Here is a 20,200-nt window from a genome sequence, read left to right on the forward strand (position 1 = left end):
TATCCCCGTGGCACTGGCCGGCGATGCCTGGAGCGAGGCCCTGGTGCGACCAGGGCGACCGGAGATGTAGGAAGGTTGTTAGAACTGCACCAGCTGGCGCTGGGCGGTGTGGTCCATGGGCTGCAGTCGGGCAGGGCAGTGCTCGTCGGCGATGCCTTGCCAGTCGGGCTGGCCGGCGCGGCGGTTCAGCGGCACGCCACGCTCTACCTCGGCGCGCCACAGGGCGATGTCCTCGCAATACTGCCTGTGCGCAGCGCTGGCGACCTGAGTGTCCATCCGGGTGATGGCGGCGATGGCAAGCAGCAGCGCGGCGCCCACCACCAGCGCGACGAACGTGATGACGAGCCCCAGGGTGCGCTGATCGTTGGGTGTCATGCGCATGGCGTCACCCCCTTGAGCAGTTCGCGCAGCGCGGCGGCGATTTTCTCGAGGTCCTCGAGGGCGCCTGCGGTGGCTTGTGGGCTGCTGCCGGACTTGGGCATTGCGGCGCGCAGAGTGGCGAGGGTGGTCCACTGCACACCATCCGCCGGCGGCGCGAAGCCGGCCGGCTCGTAGACGGTGACCATGACCAGGTGGCTCATGCCGCACTGCTCGGCGCTGGCGCAAAGCGAGGTGTTCTCGCCGATCTGGGCGGCCAGGTCGGTAAGGTCGTGGACTCGATTGCGGATCAGCTGGTGGGCGGTCTTGTCGGCGAAAGTGCTCATGCGATCAGCTCCCCCAGGTCGGGGCCGCGGCCGCCGGAGCTGGCGCGCACGGTGATGGTGGTCTGCTGGCGAGTGCGGACCTGGGTGCGGGCACGAAGCGCCTGGCCGTGGAGGTCGGCGACCATCAGCAGGATGGCGAGCGGAGCGATCCAACCGCGGCGCATGCCCTTCACGATGGCGTCAGCGGCGCGGGCGGCATTCAGCCGGTAGTAGATGGCCTCGGCGGTGCTCTTCACGGTGGCCGGGCTGATCCGGCGCTCTCGGGCGATCTCCTTTTGCGTCATCCCGGCGGCCAGGCCGGCCAGCACCATCGCCTGCTTGGCGGTGGGCCAGCTCGACCCGCGGCCGCCGACGCGGCATCGGAAGCCGGCGAACTCGATGGTCTGATGCGGTGTGTGTTCCATGAGAGGTTCCCCATCCATGTCGTTACCTGATGGGGTAACTATTACCCATGGGTAAACATTTCGTCAATACCTATGGGTAATTTTTGGTAGGCGGACACAAAAAACCCGCCTCGAGGGCGGGTTTGGTAATGAAGGGGTGAGCTGTGTCAGGAAACGGCTTCCACGGCCTGCCGCTGGGCCATGGCCTGGGATTCGCGGTATTCCCAGGCTTCGGCCGCCATGGTCCAGTGAACTTCGTGCCCCTCTTCTTCGATGGCCTCGCGTACCTCGGCCAGGGGCACGTTGAAGAATTCCTTGCGGGGGTTGATGCGGTTGACCTGGTGCTCGGAAAACTGGCGGTGCAGTTCCTTCTCCAGGGCTGGCGCGTCCTCCGCATAGATCATGGCATGCACGTCGAAAGAGAAGGGCACGCTGGCGTCACCCAGTTCCTTGACGCGGTCGAGCGGCTCGAGGCGGCGGGTCATGCCGATCTTGAACACGTTCTCGCCGAAGGAGCCGATGTTCGAGATGATGTAGACGTGGCCACTCTTGGTCTGCTGGGCCATGGAGAGTGCGCGCTGACCACGCGACTCGGCTTCTTCCAGCTGCTGCTCGAGCTCGGCCAGGCGCGCCTGGTACTGCGCTCGCTCTTCTTCGCTGGCGCTTTCTACCTGCTTGCGGGCTTCCTTCATGGCCTTCGCCAGCATGCGCTCTTCTTTCTCGGCCTGCTTGATGGCCTTCTCCATGTCGCGCTGCGCCTTTTCTTCCTCGCGGATCTGCTCGCGGATGGCGCGCTGCTCTTCCTGCTCCTGCTTGCGCAGCTCCATCGCGGCCACCGCCCACTTCAGTTCCTCGAGGCGAGCCTGCAGGTAGAGATCCGTGATGCGAGCGTTCTTGAACGGCTGGCCGTTGTGATTGACCAGGCTCTGGGCGTCGAGGATCGCCTGGCGTAGCTTGCCGTAGTTGTCGTGCTTGACCTTGGAGAGGATGGAGTCGACCTTGCCGTTGAAGGCGTCGACGGCGAAGTGAATGGCGAAGGAGCGCCGCGTGGCCTCCTTGTAGTCGCAGTCGCCGGCACGACCGTTCTTGGCCATGTCGCGACTGTGCTTGCGGGCCTGCTTGAGCTTCTCGCCGGCTGCTTTGTGTGAGAAGTCCTCGGCCAGGTCATCCAGCAGGCTGGTGTTGGGCACGATGTAGTCGTCGTGGTAGCCCTCGATGACGTTGCGCATGGCCTTCGCCGTCTTCTCGTAGAGCTTGGCGTCCTCGACGGCTTTCAGAGCGTTGCCAGCGGTTTCCTCGGCCTGCTGACGCGCATCGGAGATGATCCGTGTCGCATCCGCGTCGGCTTTGGCGAGAATGGCGGAAGCCTGTTCGCTGGCCTCTTGGCGCTTAGCCTTGCCCTCCTTGATGTGCTCGCGCTTGTCCTGCTCGCCTTCAGCGAGCAGTTGTTCAGCTGACTGCTGGGCAAGTCGTTTGATTTCTTCGGCACGCTGTCGTGTCTGGCTGGCTTCGCTTTCTGCCCGGCTGACCAACTCCTTGGCGCGTTCGCTGGCGTCGTGTACCTCCTCGTATTGCCAAAGATGCGCGACGGACTGACGGACCTGCTCAGCCTCCTGTGCGAGGCGCTTGGCCTTGCGCCGGAAGGCGAAGGCGGTCAACCAACCCGACAGTATCAGCGCCAGAGTGATGAGGAGGACGATGGCTCCCTCGGACATGTTTTTCTCCCTTGGTTCCCTGCGTGTGAAACAAAGGAGAGTTTGGCATAGCCGGCTGTCGAGGTTCTGTAAGAGATGTCTTACAAAAAACCCGCCTTGAGGGCGGGTCTGTTGTCTTGCGCGGCGGCGTCAGTGCAATGCCGGCGATTCGTCGATGGCCTTCAATACACCGGCCTGGCCAAGGGTGTCGGGCACTATTCGAACCAAGCCGGTGCCGGTCAGTTCGTGATAGATCTCCTGATAAGCCCGTAAACGGGGGCCAGATTTCACCTGAGGCGCATGGCAGATAAAGACAGTATCTGCTGGAGCCTGCTGGTCATCACGCAGGCGACGCATGCGCTTTTCCCACTTGTCGCCCTTCTCGATGATGCTGGTGGAATCCTCGAGGTCGAAGCTGATGGGCTTGACGGCCTGCCGGGCGGCGCCGGCCTCCTCCCAAACAAGGGGGAACTTCACCTTCAGCAGCTCGCTTCCCAGCGTGCGCTCGGCATAACGGCGATTCTTGAAGCTGCGCAACCACTGTGTAACCCGGGTGGTCAGCTGTGCCTCGTCGTTCGGCTTCTGGCTGAAGTCGTGATGCACGTAGCGCATGAACAGGTCTTCCAACGCCTTATGTGGATCGTCCGTGGCGATGGTGCCGGGCCGGCTGAACCGGAACATGGTCTCGCGCGGCTCGACCAGGTGCTGGAAGATGCGCCGCTGCATAGCTGGGTCGTCCTTGTGGTCGTGCCCCAGCTTGACGACACGCCTCAGCTCCTGGAGGAACTCCCGGCGCGCCCTGGTGAAAACCGTGGACGGCAGTTTGTCGAAGAAGTGGGTGACCCGCTGGCGCTGGCGCGTTTCGGAGAGCTGCAGGAACTCGCCGTTGTTGCAGAGCATGACGATACCCAGGTTGGCGAACTCACCTGTCTCCGGGTAGGGCTGGAAGCGCAGCACCGCATAGTTGCAGATGATGGTGCTCATAGGTCTCTCCAGAAGGTCGGCTCATGCAGCCGCTGTAGCCAGGCATAACGATCCGCGAGCGTGGGCAGAAACTCGGTGTCTGGATCGTCGGGGTCCCTGTAGACCCATTCCTCGGGCAAAAAGTCGGTGATCGTATCCCAATCTGCTAGCGCGCTGTCAAGTGCTTCCGTGTGGCGCGCCCAGACCTCTAGGTCGTGCAGCGCGTGGCGTTGGGCCTGGAAGACATGGCGGTTGAAACTGGCTTCACCGATCAGCGGGTCAATGGGATCGAAAGCGAGATTGTGGTCGATCACGACCAGCTCGCCATCGGCATCGAGCAGCAGGTTGACGTTGCCGCCTTGGTCGCTGAGGTTCCGATCATCGTTACAGACCCACATATCGAACAGTAGCACACGCTGCTGAAGCTCCGTGGGGACCTCGGCCAGCTGTTCGTACGTCAGCTCCCGACAGTAGGGCACCACCTTCGAAGCGAAGGCGGGGCCACCCTCGAGCTCGCTCGCGCCGTCGATCGTCGAGAACTCCAGCATACCGCGAGGGAAGGTCATCAAGGCGTAGTCGGCAATGGGTAGGCCGCAGCGGCGTCCCAGCTCAGCACACAGCAGCTCGGCAGTAAGAGCCTTCGCACCCGCACCATCGACACCTTTGACCACGTACATGTCGCCCTGCGTATCGCGCACGAAGAAAGGCCGAAGGGTGCCCTGGGCCGATCGATGGGAGATCTCGGCGGCTTCCACATAGCGGGGGTGAGGCATAGGCCGATCCTTGGTCTTCGTGAATCACAGTGCTGGGTAGTCGTTGGCAAACGCTATAGCCGAGTCTTGGCTTCCACGGCCACGCCCAGGATCCGGCAGTTGCCGTTGATGGGAATCAGCGGATAGGCGGGGTTCAGGGCCTTGAGGAAGCGCTGGCCGCCGTCTTCGATCAGCTGCTTGAAGGTGGCCTCGTTGCTGTCGGCCAGCAGGGCGGCAACCAGCTTGCCCGGTACGGCCTCGATGCCGGTGTCGAACAGCACCAGGGTGCCCTCGGGCACGCTGGGCCGGCTGCCTGCTGGGGCTGTCATCGAGTCACCTTGCACCTCGAGCCAGAATGCGCGGCCCTGTGCGCGGTAGTCGGTGGATTCCTCGTGAGGCTCTGCGCCTGGCTCATAGGGCGTGACGCACTCCGTCCAGGCTCCAGCCTGCACGCGGCTGATCACTGGGTAGCGGTGGTAGCGAATCGGCTGCGGCGCTTCTTGGACATTGGAGGCTGTTGCCGTGTCGGGCTCCCTGTCCAGCCAGCCCTGCGCCAATCCCAGCGCCTTCTCGATATGTCGCGCGAAGTCCTCGCCGATCTTCTTCCTGTGAGCCTTGTCGCTCAAACAGCGTGAGATATAGCTCGGCTCGCGCTCGATGGCGTGCGCCAGAGCGGCTCTCTTCCCCTCAAACCGGTCATTGAGGAGGGCCTTCAGATTGTCACGGCGACGGTCGGCGATATTCATGTGGGTATATTCGGGCACTGTTACTCATAGGTAAATTACCCTCGGGTATTGACTGAAAGGTTACCCATGGGTAATTCTTTGGGCATCAATCACAGGAGCTGCCCATGAAAATCCGCCATGAATGCCTGCTTCGCTGGATCAGAAGCGCCAGCGATAAGCAGGTTTCCGCCACTGGTACCACGCGTGCCTACCTCAAGCAGATCGCCTATGGCCATAAGCCGGCATCCCCGGAGATCGCTGTGCGTGTCGAAGTGGCTTCTGACGGTGCGGCAACTCGCAAGTCACTCCGGCCGAATGATTGGCATGTGCTTTGGCCGGAGCTGATCTCTTCCCATGCCCCAAAGCTTACCCCCGGCCGGGAGATGCTGACGACCGCCTGACCGGGGTGGATAGCCATACAGGACAAGGGGACGAGATGACCGCCGCATTGATGCTGCCGAGCTACGAGAATAGCTCACGCACCGACCTGATCCTCGAGGTGGCCAGCCTTGGTCTTGCCGTCGAGGGCGCACTGCATGACCTGGGGCCGGCCAGTGAAGCCCGCGCCCGGGCACAGTTCCATCATGCCATGGGGACGCTGCTGGCGCTGGTGGAAGCCGAACAGAAAGACGACGACGCCCGCGAGCGGGTCGTCGAACACTGGATCCACCACGCGCAGCTGGTCGAGGCCTATCAGGCTGAGCTGGCGCAGATCGAGAGAAGGGGCGACTGATGCAGTTCCTCGTCGCTATCAATCAGACCCGGGCCCTGGAATGGGGCCTCAACGCTCAACAGGCGATGCTGTTCGCGTTCCTGCATCAGGTGCCGACCTGGGCGCAGGCGCGCCAGATCGACGGCCAGACGTTCTTCAACATTAGCAAGACCAAGGTGGTCGACGAGCTGCCGCTGCTGACCGACAAGCCGGATACCGCCTATCGCCTGATGAAGCAGCTGGCGAAGGCCGGGCTGATCGTGATGACCAGCTGCGACAACAAGACGTATATCCGCCTGACCGAAAAGGCCATCGCCTGGAACCGGGTGCAAGGGTCGGAAAAAAATCCGACCCCGGAAAAATCTCCGAGCCAGGTCGGAAAAATCTCCGAGCCAGGGTCGGAAAAATCTCCGACGAATCAGGGTACCAATGATCCTACCCCCTCTCCCTCTGGCGCGGGCGGTGAGCACCGATGTTCGGTCAGGCCATCGGCCGCGATGACGATGGCCAGCCGTCCAGCGCTGGCGAGGCACCCCGCCAGCAGCCGATGACCTACGACTGGCAGCCCGACGCCGCCCAGCTGGCAGCCGCCTGCCTGCGCCGCCGCCTGCCGACCGACACCCAGCCGGATGCCGCCACCCTGGCGGACTTCACCGCCCACTTCGCCGAGAAGCCCAACGAGCGCCGTACCGCCCAGGGCTGGCACGAACGCCTGGCCAAGTGGATCGCCGAGAATCGCCACAAGCCCCAGCCCAACGCCGGAAACGCCAACGGAGGACGCCGCCATGGTAAACGCACAGGACATGCTCAGACCCAGCAACGCCCCGGCCTCAGCGCCGCGGACGCTCGTCGCCTCGCTGAGCAGCAGCGCCGCGAACAAGCAGCGGGATCGCCAGGGGGCGAGATCCTCGACGGGGAGTATGAGCTCGGTCACTGAGGCCACCATCGACTGGCTGTTCGACGCCCTGGGCCAACTGTACGGGGGCCACTGGCGCCGCCGCTGCATCGAGGCGGGATGGGGCCAAGAGCTTCAGGGCGCCTGGGTGTCGTTCGACGCCACCGGCGAGTGGCTGCGGGCCCTGCAGCACCTGAGCGAGGTCCACGTAACCTGCGGGCTGGCCGCCCTGAACGATGCCGCCGCCACTGCCGTGGCCGAGGGGCGCACTGCATGGCCGCCGGACAGCGCGATGCTCTTCGCCAAGAGCTGCCGCCTGCGCCCGGAGCCGCTGGGCCTGCCGCGTCTCGAGGAGGCCTGGCGCAATGTGCAGGACCACGCATTTGCCGGCCAGCCGTACCTCCACGACGCTGTGGCCGCCGCCGCCGAGCACGTGGACCTGCACAACCTGCGCAGCGCGAGCTATCACCAGCTGGCCGAGCACCGCCGGCAGTTCGCCCACTACTACGCCAGCAGCAATCGCGACTGCGTGGTAGAGCGGGTGGCCCGCGGCGAGAGCCTTCGCCCACGGGCCGCGCTGGGGTACGACGGCCAGCGCAGCCGCGCCGAGTTGGCCGAGCGCACCGGGCACGAGGCAGCACAGCAGCGAGTGGCCGAGGCCGGCCTGCCGCACAGCATGAACGCCGATCAGGGGCTCCGGTCCCTGAAAGCCGCACTGGGGAGGGCATGACCATGGGCGCAGTGATGCAGCCGTCAGGCAATGAGGTAAGCCGCGAGGCCTTCGCCGAGGTTCGTCGTTCTGGGCGTGCCAACCAGCAGCACCGGATGGTGCTCGAGGCTCTGCGACAGCATGGCCCCAGCACCCGGGGCGACCTGGTCGAGCATACCGGGCTGCAGATCCAGACCGTGTGTCCGCGCTGCCATGAGCTGCTCGATCGGGGCGAGATCGAGGTGGTGGGTACCGCGGGCAAACCGGCGCGGCAGGTGCTGGCGCTAAAAGAGGAGGGCAGTCAGTGAATCAAGCCGCAGACATGAAGGGCGGCCAACAGGCTCGACGCGCGGCGATGCTGTGCCAGAACGCGCGCTTCCGCCTCTATCTCGACCACACCCAGCGGCGCCGTAACCGGCTGAGCCTTGCCGATCTGCCGGACGGTACCCACGCAGAGCAGGACGCCGCCGATGCCATCCGGCGTGCCTGTGGCGTCGGCAGCCGGGCCGAGATCGATCACAGCGACGAGGCGCGGGCGATGTTCGACCGTATCGTCGCCGACTACCAGCGCTGGGAGCGGCAGCAGCTCCGGTCCGTATCCCCTCTAGGGGATAGTCGCAAAATATCCCCTGTGGGGGATAAAGCCGCGGCACAGCCACAGCAGCAGGAGCGGCGCCTATGACTACTGGCAGCAAGGCGCGCCCGGTACGCCGCAAGCGCACCTGGCGGGAACGGTCGCTCAACGCGCCGGCGCTGGGCGGCAACGGGGCAGGCAGGCCCGCGGCTCCACGTGTCGACCACGAAGGCAACGAGCAGAAGGGACTGATCCTGTGGCTCTACGGGGAGTGGCAGCGCGGCACCGAAGTGGGGCAGGCATATCCGGTCATCTACCACGTGCCCAACGGTGGCCAGCGCAGCAAGAAGACCGGCGCTGATCTGAAGCGCCAGGGCGTGAAGGCTGGCGTGTCCGATTTGGTGGTGATGGAGGCGCGCGGCGGTCTGCATGGGCTTTACCTCGAGTTCAAGGCGACGCCGCCCAACCATGCCGCGGTAGCTCCCTCGCAGATCGACTGGCTGGCGCTGGCGGATGAGCGGGGATATGGCGCCGTGCTGGCGCAGGGGCTCGAGGAAGCCCGACAGGTGTTGCGGGAGTACATGGCGCTGCCGCCGACGCAGGTGGCTGGCCCGGTGCGACGAATCGAGGCAGGGACGAACTGGAGGAAGTGATGCGAACGAGCCAACTGGTCGGCGGGGACCTGTCGCGCATGTCGGTCCGCCAGCTCGAGGAGGTGATGAGAGTGCTGGGTCCCGAGGAGGCGCGGAGCCATGAGGCGGCTCGGGCGTTGGTGGCCGAGTTGATGGAGATCGAAGCGGAATGGCGGTTGGGCCGCCGGCACGCCAATGAAGGTTTCGCCCCCGTGTCGCCGGTGGCGGGGATAGGCGAAGGGCGAGGCGAGACCACGGGCGCGATTGACCATATGGCCGAGGCGGCGACTCGCTACTGCTATGAGAGTGAGCTGGCGCTGGCGGCTCATGCCCTGGTGGGCGGTCTGACCGAGCATCAGGCGGCGGCGGTGCTGATGTGTACCCGGATGGTGGCCAGGGCTGCGGCGCCCCGTGACGAGCGCCGGGAGCTGACCAGCCAGCAGCTGGTGCATCCGTCTCGCCAGGTATGGACGCTACAGCGTCTCGGCTTCGCGCCGGGTGGTGGTTGCCGGTTCCTGTCGGCGGGATCGATGCGCAAGGCGGCCACTCAGGCACGTGGCCGAATGGTGGATATAGTTATCCACAGAATTAACAGGAAAAGCACAACATCTTGCGCTTTGGTAACTGGTTAGCTACTCTATCGTCATTGTCGAATACTGCGCCCTGGCGGGCTTTCCCGCCGGGGCGCTTCCGTTTGTGCCGCCCGATGCTCGCCGTCCCCTCGAGCATCCACTCCCGTGGGCGGCTCCCTATCCCCCGAGGTGCATGATGATGGCGCTCCAGACCCAGACGCTGTTCATCAGCGCCGGCCATTCTATGTCTGATCCTGGCGCTGCCGGTAATGGCCTGACTGAGGCCGATGTCGTGCTCGACTTCCGCGATCGCCTCTATGACCGCCTGGCCGACACGGTGGTGCTGGCGCGTGACGGCAAGCCCGGGAAGAACCTGCCGCTGCGCCAGGCGTGCGAGATGGCCAAACGGCACGACGTGGCGGTGGAGTTCCACTGCAATGCCTTCCGCTTGCCCGGTGCGACTGGCGTCGAGACGCTCAGCTCGGGCGAGGATGCGGCGTTGGGCAGTGACCTGTGCTGTGCCGTATCGGGCGTCCTGGGCATCGATAACCGCGGCGCCAAGGGCGAGGGCAGCGGTCAGCACAGCCGCCTGGCTTTCGTGCGCGCCGGCGGCATCATCCTGGAGCTGTTCTTCATCACGAACCCTGACGATCTGGCCAGCTATCGCGACAACCTCGACGAGGTAGTCGAGCAGGTGGCCCAAGTGCTGGTCGACGCCGTGTGCGTGCCGCGATCTGGCAAGGGGGTCGCGTGAGCATGTCGGAAGTGACTCAGAGCGGATCGCAGCTCGACCGGATCGAGACATCCATCGGTGACCTTCGCCAGCTGAATGCGCAGATCCTCGATCGCCTGACGCGAATGGAGGAACGGCAGAACACCCACGCCACCGAGATGGGCAAGCTCGAGGCCCGGGTAGATGATCACAGCGACCGCATCCGCGAGCTTGAGCTGCAGGTGGCCGTCGCCAGCAAGACCGGCAAGCAGCAGCACCGAACCTTGATGGGGCGGTGGGCCGCCTTGGCTTCCGTCGCCATGCTGCTGCTCGGCGCCGCGGCATCCACTGTCGGCAAGGTGCTGGCCGACCTGCTAACTACAGGGGCGCAATGATGGACTGGAAAGACGCAGTTACCGAGATCGCCAAGTACGCGCCCGCTGTGGCCACTGCCATCGGCGGTCCTTCAGCGGGCGGTGTCACGGCTGGCGCCGCGCGTATGGTCACAAGCGCTCTGGGAGTCGAGGACAGCCCGGCCGGTCTGGTAGCAGCGACTCAGGACGAGGAGAAGCGGGCGGAGCTGATCCGGCTCAACAACGAGCATCGCCGCGAGCTGGAGAAGATGCGGATCGATGCCGAGGCCGCTGACGCTGCTGAGAAGACCGCGCGCCTAGTAGAGACCCAGAAGACAATGCGGGCCGAGCTTCAAGCTGATGGCTGGTTCAAGTCTGGATGGCGTCCGGGACTTGGATGGATATTTTGCGGCTCTCTTGGCTCTATTGCCGGCGTTCTAGCTTACACAATCGCGCAAGATCCGACGGTGGTCACCGATCCTGAATTCAGCGGAATGCTGGTATGGATCGTTGGCACGATGGGCGCTGCCTTGGGCATCAATGTTCGGGAGCGTTCGAAGGATAAGGCTCGCCAGGCGGGACAACGCCCGGCGAGTTTTTTGAATTCGCTAAGCTCAATTCGTTCGCATTGGTAATATGGCCTCTAGTATGAGCTGTATTGTTATTCGTAGCTTTCTTGGTCATGGAAAAATGAATTCATAAAGAACATGCAGTACCACATGAATGAGAAAGCCCTTGCTGAGTTCTCACGTGTGCCATATGTGGTTGATTCTCCATGAAGCACCAAGTGTCGATTTATGATGTGTTCTGGTATGTCAATATCCTGATTGTGGCGTGTGCTTACAACTATGGGGTTTTTTGTGCTTAACATAGGTTGCAGCAGTGCGCTAAGATACATTCCGTTATCGTTTCTATTTTTAGCAACTGAAAACAGAGATTCTCTTTGCCCCCATATGGGATAGCCGTGCTTATCTTTTGAGTAGCCGTCCGCTTGCATCAAGAAAATTGGGGCGGAAAGTGAATATTTCCCTTGTTCATGTGCATCAATTGCCTCAGATATTATGCTCATTCGTGAGCTTGGTATTTCGTTAGGGTTGCTGTTTGAGAATTCTCTCATTACATCTTCGAAATGCTGGGTTAAATAAAGGTCTGCGTTTTTTTTACCCTCGGTTTCACAGAGCTCTTGGTATCTTTTGGTTTGTTGGAATAGCTGTCCAAGGGGCGCTTCGAAGTCTGCAAACCATCCGTTATGGGAGAGAAGTTCAAATCTGGTTTTGTGGTTGCCTTGCAGTTCTTCTATGTCATCGGGGATGACGGATATTATTTCTTGAAGTCTTTCAAATAATGGCGCGACTGCATCTGCAATGGGGTTTAAGTTCTCGGTTGCAAGACGTGCAGTTTCTCCAAATGGGCGCAATGTTTCATGGATCTCGTTCATTCTTCTTGTGAAGTCTTCTGACCACCGGGGAATGCGTTCATGAATGCGATTGTTTATCTTTGAGATTTCTTCAAGTTTCCTTTTAAGATCCTCGTCCATATCGGAGCTCCTTTAAAGATTATGCCACTACGATCCCCGCATCCCTGTCGATCGAGGTTGTGTCGGCAGCTTACACGTGAACGCCATGGTTACTGCAAGGAGCATGCACACCTGCAGGAAGGTTGGACTCGCCATCAGGGCAGCAAGTCGGCTGCCAAGCGTGGCTACGGCTCGCGCTGGCGAAAACTGCGTCAACTGGTCATGGCGCGTGACCGCTGGCTCTGCCAGGCCTGTCGGCGTCGGGGCCGTGTCACGCCGGCCGATGTCGTCGACCACATCGTCAACAAGGCCGAGGGAGGCTCTGACAGCCCCGACAACCTCGAGGCGCTGTGCCGCCTGTGCCACAAGGCGAAGACCCAGCAGGAGGCCCAGCGGGGCCGCAAGCGGGGTGGCTCAGGGGAAGGGGGTGGTCAAATCCCTGAGGCCTGACACCGGCGAGACCGCACTCGCAGTCAATTTTTTATGCATGAGAAATAACGAAAGTTTTTCTGGAGGGGCCCGATGAGCAACGCTGCACCGGTTCGGGCCTCTGGTGGGGGCCGAAAGCGCAAGACCAGCCAGCAGCATCAGAGCTCGCTGACCCGCATCGCGCCGCCGGATGACCTGATCGATGCGACGGCCGTTCGCATCTGGAAGACCCAGTCCAAGATCCTGATCGAGCGCGGGACCTTCGAGCTCGAGGACGCGCCGCTGCTGATCGCCTACTGCAACAGCTTCGCCTACATGCTCCAGGCCGAGCAGGAGATTGCCGCCCAGGGCATGACGGTGCCCACCGCCGACGGGAGCATCAAGAAGAGCCCCTATGTCGCGGTGCGCAACGACTGCATCGCTCAGCTGACCCGCACCGGCTCGCTACTGGGGCTGGACCCGCTGACCCGGATCCGCATGCTCGGCGGCGGTAATAACGACGGCGAGAATAACGAGGGCAACGAATTCGACGAGTTCTGATCCATGGCCGCCTACCCGAACGTGAATGCGGCGCAGAAGTATGCGCGCGATGTGGTGGGCGGCCGGATCGTCGCCTGCAGTTATGTGAAAGCCGCCTGTGCGCGGCACCTGGATGACCTCAAGGCCGCCAAGGCCAAGAGCTACCCCTACCGCTTCGACCGAGACATCGCCGACCGGGTCTGCAAGTTCATCCAGCTGCTGCCCCACACCAAGGGCGAATGGGCCCGTGGCTCCAAGCGGATTGAGCTTGAGCCCTGGCAGCAGTTCATGTTCGCGGTGGCGTTCGGCTGGGTCCGCAAGAAGGACAAGGCCCGCCGATTCCGCGAGGTTTACATCGAGGTGCCGCGCAAGAACGGCAAGTCGATCATCGCCGCCGGCGCTGGCCTCTACGCTTTCTGTGCCGACAACGAGTACGGCGCCGAGGTCTACTGCGGGGCGACCAGCGAAAAGCAGGCCTGGGAGGTGTTTCGGCCGGCCATGAAGATGGCCAAGAAGCTGCCCAATCTGCGCAAGAAGTTCGGCCTGGTGGCCTGGGCCAAGAAGCTCGAGCGTACCGACGGCAGCGTGTTCGAGCCGGTGATTGGCGATCCGGGCGACGGTTCCAGTCCCTCGTTCGCCATCGTCGACGAGTACCACGAGCACCATGACTCGCGGCTCTACGACACCATGATCACCGGCATGGGTGCCCGGACTCAGCCGTTGATGTGGGTGATCACCACCGCCGGTTACGACGTCTCCGGGCCCTGCCACGAGATGCGCGAGCGAGTCACCGAGATGCTCGACGGGGTGACCCGGGACGAGGAGCTTTTCGGGATCATCTACACGATCGACAAGGGCGACGACTGGACCAGCGAGGCCTCGCTCTTCAAGGCGAACCCGAACATCGGCGTGTCGGTGAAGCTGGACTATCTGCGCAGCCAGCAGGCCAGGGCAGTGGCCCGCGCCCGTTACGCCAACCAGTTCAAGGTCAAGCACCTCAACGTCTGGGTCACCTCCAAGGAAGGGTACTTCAACATGGAGGCCTGGCGGGCCAGCGAGGATCCGTCGCTCTCCATCGAGCAGTTCCGCGGCGAAGACTGCGTGCTGGCTTTCGACCTGGCGCGAAAGCTAGACATGAACTCCATGGCCCGGCTTTTCAGCCGGGTCATCGACGGCAAGGTCCACTACTACTGCGTCGGCCCGCGGTTCTGGGTGCCTGAGGACACCGCCTTCGACAACGACGATCGACGCCTCGGCGAGCTCTATCAGGGCTGGATCGAGGCCAAGATCCTCGATCCCACCGAGGGCAGCGAGGTGGATTACCGCGAGATCCTCGAGTGCGCCAAGGAGGCCAACCTCGAGACCCCGGCCAGCGAGTCGCCCATCGACCCGCACGGCGCCGCCAACCTCTCCCATCAGCTGGACGACGAGGGGCTGACGCCGATCACCACGGTGCAGAACTACACCAACATGTCAGACCCGATGAAGGAGCTGGAGGCGGCCATCGTTTCCGGGCGCTTCCATCACGACGGCAATCCGATCATGACCTGGTGCATCGGCAACGTGGTGGGCAAGCACCTGCCGGGGAATGACGACGTAGTGCGCCCTATCAAGCAGGGCGACCACAACAAGATCGACGGCGCGGTGGCCTTGATCATGGCCATCGGTCGCGCCATGGCCGCGGCCCAGCAGGGCGACAGCGTGCTCGACTCCCTTTCCGACGACGACGTCCTGGTGATGTGATGCGCCACTTCCTGTTCGACACCCTGGGCCTGGCCGGCTTCGGGGCGATGACCTATGGCCTCTATCTGCGCTTCGGCCTGGCGGACGCCCTGATCACCTCGGGCGGGCTGCTCCTGGTGCTGGCGCTGGCAGGCGCCCGGGCCGTCAAGCGCGCCGCCGCCAAGGGGGATGCCGCATGATCCTCGACTCCCTGTTCTCGCCGGGAACCGAGGGCCGATCCCTGGAGAACCCCGATGAGCCGTTGACCGGCCAGAACCTCGCCGAATACATCGACGACGGTGCCCCTGGCATCAGCGTCAACAACCAGAGCGCGCTGACCCTCTCGGCGGTGTACGCCTGTATCTACGTGCTGTCGTCGTCCATCGCCCAGCTGCCGCTGCACGTGATGCGCAAGCAGGGCGACAGCATCGAGGCCGCCAAGGACCACCCGGCCTACTGGTTGCTCCACGACGAGCCCAACGAGTGGCAGACCAGCTACAAGTGGCGCGAGACCAAGCAGGGCCATGTGCTGGGCTGGGGCAACGGCTACACCGAGGCTGTGCGTTCGCCCCGAGGCGAGCTCCGCGAGCTGGTCACCCGCCGGCCCTGGGAGACGCAGCTGGTCCGCAACGGCAACCGCTATCTCTACGCCGTCACCCCGGACGACGAAGAGAGCCGGGCGGTGCAGCTCGAGGACATGATCCACGTTCGCGCCCTGGGCTCCGACGGCCGTCTCGGCAAGAGCCTGGTCCGCCAGCACGCCGAGACCATCGGCCTCGGCCTGGCCGCCCAGCGCTACGGCAAGGACTTCTTCACCGGAGGCGGCCGGCCGACAGGCCTGGTGTCCGTGAAGGAGTCGCTCAACAAGGAAAGCTGGGAGCGACTCAAGACCACCTGGAACAACGCCGTCGGCAAGCTCAAGCAGTCGGAGAACAAGACGCTGATGCTGCCGGTGGGGCTCGACTACAAGTCGATCACCATCCCGCCGGAAGACGCCCAGTTCCTCGAGACCCGTAAGCTCAACCGCTCCGAGATCGCCGGCATCTTCAACGTGCCGGCGCACATGATCAACGACCTGGACAAGGCCACCTTCTCGAACATCAGCGAGCAGGCCATCCAGTTCGTCCGGCACACCATGATGCCGTGGATCGTGAACTGGGAGCAGGAGATCAACCGTCGAATCTTCACCCGCGCTGAGCGGCGCGCTGGCTACTACGCGAAGTTCAACCTCGCCGGTCTGCTGCGCGGTACCGCCAAGGAGCGCGCGGAGTTCTACCACTACGCCATCACCGACGGCTGGATGGACCGCAACGAGGCCCGTGTCCTCGAGGACATGAACCCCCGCGATGGCCTCAGCGAAATGCTGGTCAGCGTCAACGCCCAGCCGGCGAGCCAGCTTGGCCAACCCGACAACTCCCAGGAGCCGACCTCATGAGCGAAGTCGAGAAGCGCGCGCTCGCCGCCGAAGTGCGCGCCGAAGAAGGCGAGGAGGGCCAGCCCGCGCGGATCGTCGGGCATGGCGCCGTCTTCAACAAGCGTAGCGAGATGATCATGGGCATGTTCAAGGAGGAGATCGCCCCGGGCGCCTTCGACGACGTGCTCGGCGATGACGTCCGCGCCCTGTTCAACCACGACGCCAACTTCGTGTTGGGTCGCACGCGTTCGCAGACCCTCGAGCTCTCCGTCGATGCCGAGGGTCTGCGCTACGAGATCACCCCGCCGGACACCCAGTCCGTGCGCGACCTGGTTCTGGCGCCGCTTTCCCGCGGTGACATCACCGGATCCAGCTTCGCCTTTCGCGTCGCGCCCGACGGCGACGAATGGCGGGAAGAGGATGACGGCCTGATCGTGCGCACCATCACGCGCTTCAGTCGTCTGCTCGATGTCTCGCCGGTGACTTACCCGGCCTACCCGGATGCGGGCGCCGCCGCGCGCTCCCTCGAGGCCCGCTGCAACGAGGTCCAGGGCCTCGTGCGCAAGGCCGTCAATGAGCGCCGCGCCCGCGAGCGCTTCCTTGATCTGATCCATGCCTGAATGCCCCGGAGGGCCAATCATGAAACTGCACGAACTGAAGCAGCGCTATAACGCCGTCGCCAAGGACATGCGGGCGCTGCACGACAACATCGGCGATGCCGAGTGGACCGACGAGCAGCGCTCCGAGTGGAAGCGCATGAAAGGCGAGCTCGACGGCCTGAACGACAAGATCCAGCGCGAGGAAGAGCTTCGCGACGCCGACCAGCGCTTCGTCGAGGAGAGCGAAGAAGAGCAGCGCGCCCGCGCCGAGTCCGAAGAGCGTGGCGCACCTCCGAAAGACGAGCAGCGTTCCCAGGCCTTCGACGCCTTCCTGCGCCACGGCGCCGCCGAGATGAGCGCCGAGCAGCGCGAGCTTCTGCGCGAGATGCGCGCCCAAAGCACATCCACTGACGAGAAGGGCGGCTACACCGTTCCCACCGAGCTCCTCAACCAGGTCCATGAGGCCATGAAGGACTACGGCGGTCTGGCCGGCGTGTCCCAGGTCATCACCACCGATCGCGGTAACGCCATCGAGTGGCCGACCAGTGACGGCACCGCGGAGGAGGGCGAGCTGCTCGGCGAGAACTCGGCAGCTTCCGAGGGCGACGTCGACTTCGGGATGGAGACCCTGGGCGCCAAGAAGCTCAGCTCCAAGGTAATCCGGGTGTCGAACGAGCTGCTCAACGACAGCGGCATCAACATTCAGGGCTTCCTCGCTCGCCGCATCGGCCAGCGCCTCGGCCGAGGCGAGGCCAAGTACCTGGTCCAGGGCTCCGGTGCCGGCACCCCGGTGCAGCCCAAGGGCCTGCAGGCCTCGGTGACCAACACCGTTAGCACGGCTTCCCTGTCCGACTTCACTTGGCAGGAAGTGAACAAGCTGATCCATTCCGTGGATCCGGCTTACCGTCGTGCGCCTAGCTTCCGCCTGGGCTTCAACGACAACACCCTGCAGCTGCTCACCGAGATGGAAGACGCCAACGGTCGCCCGCTGTGGCTGCCGGCCGTTGCTGGGGCTGCCCCGGCCAGCGTGCTCGGCAAGGAGTACTTCGTCGACCAGGGCATCGCCAGCATTGGTGCCAGCACTAAGTTCATGTATGCCGGCGACTTCCAGCAGTTCGTGATCCGCCGGGTCCGCTACATGGTGCTGAAACGCCTGGTGGAGCGCTACGCAGAGTACGACCAGACCGGCTTCCTCGCCTTCCACCGCTTCGACTGCGTGCTGCAGGACCTGGCCGCCATCAAGGCGCTGCAGGCCCCGGCCACCTGATCCACCAGGCCGCCGCTGGCGGCCCATGACTCCCCGGAGCCACGATGCTCGAGCTGGACATCATCAAGCAGCACGTCCGGCTCGAGTCGGACGATGTCGAGGAGGACACCCTGCTCGACACCTACGCCACCGCCGCCCGGCGGATGGTGGAGCACCAGACCGGCCGGAACCTCTTCGCCACTAAGGAAGAGATCCCGACCGACGCCGATGACAGCGCACTGGTGCTCGACGATGACCTGACCACCGCGATGCTGTTGCTGATCGGCCACTGGTACGAGAACCGGGAGGCCGTGGCTCTCGGCACCATCGCCACTGAATTGCCCATGGCGGTGCAGGCGCTGATCAGCCCTTACCGCCACTTCCACATCGATTGAGGAGGCCGCCATGGCCAAGTCACCCGCAAAGCCACGTGCCGGCCGGCGCACTTCTGCGCCGGCCGAAACCGCCGCTACCTCACCGGAAGAGGCCGCCGTGCCGCCGGAAGCTGGCGCCGAGACGGCCATCAGCGAGACCGCCGAGGAACGCCAGGACGCGCCCGGCGAAATCGCGCCCGATGACGAGCGAGAGCCAGCCCCGGTCGGAGAGGGAGGCGAAGGAGCTCCGGCCGACGATACCGAGCATGCCCAAGGCGAGACGCTGTCCTGCAACAACCAGTCGGAGGATAGCGGAAAGCCTGAGCGCGCCACCTCGGCGGGCATGGTCGAAGCCAAGCTCAAGGTGCGTTGGGCCAGTGGCGGTCGCCCCCACGAGGCCGGTGAGACGGTGCCTATGACGCGCGGCACCTACGAGCGCCTGAAGAAGTTCGGCCGGGTGGAGTGACATGCGCTCCGGCAAGATTCGCCACCGCGTCACTCTCGAATTCTGGGGTCGCCGGGAATTCGAGTGGGCGGAAGATGGCTTTTGGCGCGACCGTTCGGATTCCGGTGCCACGCCGGATGCATGGGCAACCGGACCCACTATCTGGGCCAGCGTCGAGCCCCTCAGCGGCCGCCTGCTGCTAGCCGCCCAGGAGGCCCAAAGCGACACCTCGGCGCGTATCCGCATGCGCTGGCGTCGAGACGTGGCGAATGCCACGGGCAAGACGCTGCGCCTCAAGCATAACGGTTTGATCTACCGCATCGAGGGGCGTCCACTCGATGTGGATGGCCGCCGCCGTGAACTGGAGGTCATGGTCCATGAGTGGGTTTGAATGGCAAGTCGCCGGGGAAGGGTACGACGCCGCCCGGCGTGACATGGCGAGCCTGCAGCGAAAGCTGCAGCAGGGGGCTGTGCGTGCCGGACTAGTGCGCTCCATTTCGCCCACCAAGAAGTTGGCCAAGCGGCTGGCGCCGCACGATACCGGTGACCTGGCCCGGGCGGTGGGGCATCACTCCATCAGCAAGACAGCCAAGGCCCGGCTTGGCATCGAGCCCGACACCGTCGCCCTGCTGGTCGGCACCAACCGACGCATCAATGGCCGTTGGCAGGGCAGAAAAGGGCTCTGGCATGAGCAGGGCACCGAGAATATGGAGGCTAACCCCTTCCTGGCGCCGGCCCTGGAGCAAACCCAGTCAGGCTTCGCCAGCCGTTTCTACGACGGTCTTAGCCGCTACCTCGATCGCAAAAGGGGCAGCACATGATCGACGCCATCCTCTCGGCCTTGAACGCCGCCGGCGTTACCGCCTGGCGCTCCAGCGACGCCGATCACAGTCGGGCCGACACGGTGCCCGGGCTGTTCACCCTGGTGGCTCCCGTGGTGGACGGCGATCTCTGGCCGGTGCAGCTCCCGAACGATGCGCCGCTTACCAACGGCGTGTATAGCCTGGCAGGGCAAGGCGACATCGAGGTAGATGGCTATCGCCTTGGCCGCATCGATACCTATGTGCTCAGTCTGCGCAACCCGACCTTCGACCCGCTCCGCACCATGACCGATGACCTGATCGCCCGGGTGGCCGCACATGCTGGCCTCGAGAGCTGGGAGATCACCGACGCCGCCACCGACTACGAATTCGACCCGCGTCAGTACCGTGCCCACTTCGAGCTTCAGGCCACCAGCCTGGCCACCGAGACCCCGGCGCTGCCGGCTGGCTTCGTGCATCCGGTGCAGGCCGATGCCGAGCCCAACGCTATCGGCACCTTCCAGGTTCGCCAGACAGTCCACGAACACATCGCCGTGGCGCTGGTGGCCGAGCAGGGCGACCTCGAGGCGCAGCGGCAGGCATGCCTTGCCACGCTACTGGGTCTCGAGGCCGACGACGCCGTTTCACCGCTGGAGTATGCCGGCGGCCAACGGGTGGCCGTCTCCGGCCGCCTGGTCTTCTGGCGCGAGCTCTACCGCTACCAGCGCCTCATCTACACCTGACTCCGACGGAGGC

The 20,200-nt window shown here is 64.0% G+C and carries 32 protein-coding genes; 24 read left to right on the forward strand and 8 right to left on the reverse strand.

Features of this window, described 5'->3' with window-relative positions; translation table 11 throughout:
* Window positions 1-78: 78 nt before the first annotated feature.
* From UYS_RS0206825 to UYS_RS0206855, 7 genes are all read right to left on the reverse strand, one after another.
* Window positions 79-375: a hypothetical protein gene (locus tag UYS_RS0206825; RefSeq protein ID WP_192813915.1), complete on the reverse strand. Its 297-nt coding sequence runs from the start codon at window positions 373-375 to the stop codon at window positions 79-81.
* A complete protein-coding gene (locus UYS_RS0206830) occupies window positions 372-704 on the reverse strand; it encodes a hypothetical protein (protein WP_016854760.1) in 333 nt (110 codons plus the stop codon). The genes UYS_RS0206825 and UYS_RS0206830 overlap by 4 nt, the downstream gene beginning before the upstream one ends.
* Entirely contained in the window at window positions 701-1,108 is a 408-nt protein-coding gene (locus UYS_RS17720; RefSeq protein WP_016854761.1) for a response regulator transcription factor, read from the reverse strand. The genes UYS_RS0206830 and UYS_RS17720 overlap by 4 nt, the downstream gene beginning before the upstream one ends.
* A gap of 146 nt (window positions 1,109-1,254) precedes the next feature.
* On the reverse strand, window positions 1,255-2,802 hold the full coding sequence (locus tag UYS_RS0206840; protein WP_016854762.1) for an SNIPE associated domain-containing protein: 1,548 nt from the start codon (window positions 2,800-2,802) through the stop codon (window positions 1,255-1,257).
* 129 nt (window positions 2,803-2,931) lie between these two features.
* On the reverse strand, window positions 2,932-3,765 hold the full coding sequence (locus UYS_RS0206845; protein ID WP_016854763.1) for a DUF3037 domain-containing protein: 834 nt from the start codon (window positions 3,763-3,765) through the stop codon (window positions 2,932-2,934).
* Window positions 3,762-4,517, reverse strand: coding sequence for a HipA family kinase (locus UYS_RS0206850; protein ID WP_016854764.1), 756 nt, complete (start codon window positions 4,515-4,517; stop codon window positions 3,762-3,764). The genes UYS_RS0206845 and UYS_RS0206850 overlap by 4 nt, the downstream gene beginning before the upstream one ends.
* A 53-nt stretch (window positions 4,518-4,570) precedes the next feature.
* Window positions 4,571-5,242 carry a LexA family protein gene (locus UYS_RS0206855; protein WP_016854765.1) on the reverse strand — a complete coding sequence of 224 codons (672 nt, stop codon included), beginning with the start codon at window positions 5,240-5,242 and terminating at the stop codon, window positions 4,571-4,573.
* A gap of 104 nt (window positions 5,243-5,346) precedes the next feature.
* Here UYS_RS0206855 and UYS_RS17045 point away from each other — a divergent pair, with 104 nt between their 5' ends.
* The 12 genes from UYS_RS17045 to UYS_RS0206915 all read left to right on the forward strand — a co-directional run bounded on the left by UYS_RS17045 (window position 5,347) and on the right by UYS_RS0206915 (window position 11,015).
* Window positions 5,347-5,622 carry a hypothetical protein gene (locus UYS_RS17045; RefSeq protein ID WP_016854766.1) on the forward strand — a complete coding sequence of 92 codons (276 nt, stop codon included), beginning with the start codon at window positions 5,347-5,349 and terminating at the stop codon, window positions 5,620-5,622.
* A 35-nt stretch (window positions 5,623-5,657) separates the two neighbouring features.
* On the forward strand, window positions 5,658-5,954 hold the full coding sequence (locus tag UYS_RS0206865) for a hypothetical protein (RefSeq protein WP_016854767.1): 297 nt from the start codon (window positions 5,658-5,660) through the stop codon (window positions 5,952-5,954).
* The gene (locus tag UYS_RS17050; RefSeq protein ID WP_016854768.1) at window positions 5,954-6,484 is read left to right on the forward strand and encodes a hypothetical protein; all 531 of its coding nucleotides are present in this window, start codon (window positions 5,954-5,956) and stop codon (window positions 6,482-6,484) included. The genes UYS_RS0206865 and UYS_RS17050 overlap by 1 nt, the downstream gene beginning before the upstream one ends.
* Complete coding sequence (locus UYS_RS0206875; protein ID WP_016854769.1) at window positions 6,481-6,870, forward strand: DnaT-like ssDNA-binding domain-containing protein; 390 nt, start codon at window positions 6,481-6,483, stop codon at window positions 6,868-6,870. Before UYS_RS17050 ends, UYS_RS0206875 begins: the two co-directional genes overlap by 4 nt.
* Entirely contained in the window at window positions 6,854-7,558 is a 705-nt protein-coding gene (locus UYS_RS0206880) for a hypothetical protein (RefSeq protein ID WP_016854770.1), read from the forward strand. The genes UYS_RS0206875 and UYS_RS0206880 overlap by 17 nt, the downstream gene beginning before the upstream one ends.
* A gap of 2 nt (window positions 7,559-7,560) precedes the next feature.
* On the forward strand, window positions 7,561-7,845 hold the full coding sequence (locus UYS_RS0206885) for a winged helix DNA-binding domain-containing protein (protein WP_040478036.1): 285 nt from the start codon (window positions 7,561-7,563) through the stop codon (window positions 7,843-7,845).
* Entirely contained in the window at window positions 7,842-8,219 is a 378-nt protein-coding gene (locus UYS_RS17055; protein ID WP_192813916.1) for a hypothetical protein, read from the forward strand. The genes UYS_RS0206885 and UYS_RS17055 overlap by 4 nt, the downstream gene beginning before the upstream one ends.
* Window positions 8,216-8,764, forward strand: coding sequence for a VRR-NUC domain-containing protein (locus UYS_RS17060; RefSeq protein WP_016854773.1), 549 nt, complete (start codon window positions 8,216-8,218; stop codon window positions 8,762-8,764). The genes UYS_RS17055 and UYS_RS17060 overlap by 4 nt, the downstream gene beginning before the upstream one ends.
* Entirely contained in the window at window positions 8,764-9,375 is a 612-nt protein-coding gene (locus tag UYS_RS0206900; RefSeq protein WP_016854774.1) for a hypothetical protein, read from the forward strand. The genes UYS_RS17060 and UYS_RS0206900 overlap by 1 nt, the downstream gene beginning before the upstream one ends.
* 133 nt (window positions 9,376-9,508) lie before the next feature.
* A complete protein-coding gene (locus UYS_RS0206905) occupies window positions 9,509-10,069 on the forward strand; it encodes an N-acetylmuramoyl-L-alanine amidase (RefSeq protein ID WP_016854775.1) in 561 nt (186 codons plus the stop codon).
* A 2-nt stretch (window positions 10,070-10,071) separates the two neighbouring features.
* Window positions 10,072-10,422: a hypothetical protein gene (locus UYS_RS0206910; protein ID WP_040478037.1), complete on the forward strand. Its 351-nt coding sequence runs from the start codon at window positions 10,072-10,074 to the stop codon at window positions 10,420-10,422.
* Window positions 10,419-11,015 carry a 3TM-type holin gene (locus UYS_RS0206915; RefSeq protein ID WP_016854777.1) on the forward strand — a complete coding sequence of 199 codons (597 nt, stop codon included), beginning with the start codon at window positions 10,419-10,421 and terminating at the stop codon, window positions 11,013-11,015. The genes UYS_RS0206910 and UYS_RS0206915 overlap by 4 nt, the downstream gene beginning before the upstream one ends.
* 26 nt (window positions 11,016-11,041) lie before the next feature.
* Here the strand turns inward: UYS_RS0206915 and UYS_RS18395 are convergent, their stop codons facing one another.
* On the reverse strand, window positions 11,042-11,917 hold the full coding sequence (locus UYS_RS18395; protein ID WP_156821555.1) for a hypothetical protein: 876 nt from the start codon (window positions 11,915-11,917) through the stop codon (window positions 11,042-11,044).
* 201 nt (window positions 11,918-12,118) lie between these two features.
* Here UYS_RS18395 and UYS_RS19040 point away from each other — a divergent pair, with 201 nt between their 5' ends.
* The 12 genes from UYS_RS19040 to UYS_RS0206975 all read left to right on the forward strand — a co-directional run bounded on the left by UYS_RS19040 (window position 12,119) and on the right by UYS_RS0206975 (window position 20,187).
* Complete coding sequence (locus UYS_RS19040) at window positions 12,119-12,346, forward strand: HNH endonuclease (protein ID WP_202802770.1); 228 nt, start codon at window positions 12,119-12,121, stop codon at window positions 12,344-12,346.
* Window positions 12,347-12,418: 72 nt separating this feature from the next.
* Window positions 12,419-12,865, forward strand: coding sequence for a phage terminase small subunit P27 family (locus tag UYS_RS0206925; protein ID WP_016854779.1), 447 nt, complete (start codon window positions 12,419-12,421; stop codon window positions 12,863-12,865).
* 3 nt (window positions 12,866-12,868) lie between these two features.
* Window positions 12,869-14,587: a terminase large subunit gene (locus UYS_RS0206930; RefSeq protein WP_016854780.1), complete on the forward strand. Its 1,719-nt coding sequence runs from the start codon at window positions 12,869-12,871 to the stop codon at window positions 14,585-14,587.
* Window positions 14,587-14,766, forward strand: a complete 180-nt coding sequence (locus UYS_RS0206935) for a hypothetical protein (protein ID WP_016854781.1) — start codon at window positions 14,587-14,589, stop codon at window positions 14,764-14,766. Before UYS_RS0206930 ends, UYS_RS0206935 begins: the two co-directional genes overlap by 1 nt.
* Window positions 14,763-16,001 carry a phage portal protein gene (locus tag UYS_RS0206940; protein ID WP_016854782.1) on the forward strand — a complete coding sequence of 413 codons (1,239 nt, stop codon included), beginning with the start codon at window positions 14,763-14,765 and terminating at the stop codon, window positions 15,999-16,001. The genes UYS_RS0206935 and UYS_RS0206940 overlap by 4 nt, the downstream gene beginning before the upstream one ends.
* The gene (locus UYS_RS0206945; protein ID WP_016854783.1) at window positions 15,998-16,600 is read left to right on the forward strand and encodes an HK97 family phage prohead protease; all 603 of its coding nucleotides are present in this window, start codon (window positions 15,998-16,000) and stop codon (window positions 16,598-16,600) included. The genes UYS_RS0206940 and UYS_RS0206945 overlap by 4 nt, the downstream gene beginning before the upstream one ends.
* Before the next feature lie 19 nt (window positions 16,601-16,619).
* On the forward strand, window positions 16,620-17,846 hold the full coding sequence (locus UYS_RS0206950) for a phage major capsid protein (protein WP_016854784.1): 1,227 nt from the start codon (window positions 16,620-16,622) through the stop codon (window positions 17,844-17,846).
* A 44-nt stretch (window positions 17,847-17,890) separates the two neighbouring features.
* The gene (locus UYS_RS0206955; RefSeq protein ID WP_016854785.1) at window positions 17,891-18,220 is read left to right on the forward strand and encodes a head-tail connector protein; all 330 of its coding nucleotides are present in this window, start codon (window positions 17,891-17,893) and stop codon (window positions 18,218-18,220) included.
* Window positions 18,221-18,230: 10 nt separating this feature from the next.
* A complete protein-coding gene (locus UYS_RS0206960; protein WP_156821556.1) occupies window positions 18,231-18,665 on the forward strand; it encodes a hypothetical protein in 435 nt (144 codons plus the stop codon).
* A gap of 1 nt (window position 18,666) precedes the next feature.
* Window positions 18,667-19,035 (forward strand): phage head closure protein, encoded by a 369-nt coding sequence (locus UYS_RS17725; protein WP_016854787.1) that lies wholly within the window; start codon window positions 18,667-18,669, stop codon window positions 19,033-19,035.
* Complete coding sequence (locus tag UYS_RS0206970) at window positions 19,022-19,465, forward strand: hypothetical protein (RefSeq protein ID WP_016854788.1); 444 nt, start codon at window positions 19,022-19,024, stop codon at window positions 19,463-19,465. The genes UYS_RS17725 and UYS_RS0206970 overlap by 14 nt, the downstream gene beginning before the upstream one ends.
* The gene (locus tag UYS_RS0206975; protein WP_016854789.1) at window positions 19,462-20,187 is read left to right on the forward strand and encodes a hypothetical protein; all 726 of its coding nucleotides are present in this window, start codon (window positions 19,462-19,464) and stop codon (window positions 20,185-20,187) included. Before UYS_RS0206970 ends, UYS_RS0206975 begins: the two co-directional genes overlap by 4 nt.
* Window positions 20,188-20,200 lie beyond the last annotated feature (13 nt).

Source organism: Halomonas smyrnensis AAD6 (assembly GCF_000265245.1).
GTDB lineage: Bacteria > Pseudomonadota > Gammaproteobacteria > Pseudomonadales > Halomonadaceae > Halomonas > Halomonas smyrnensis.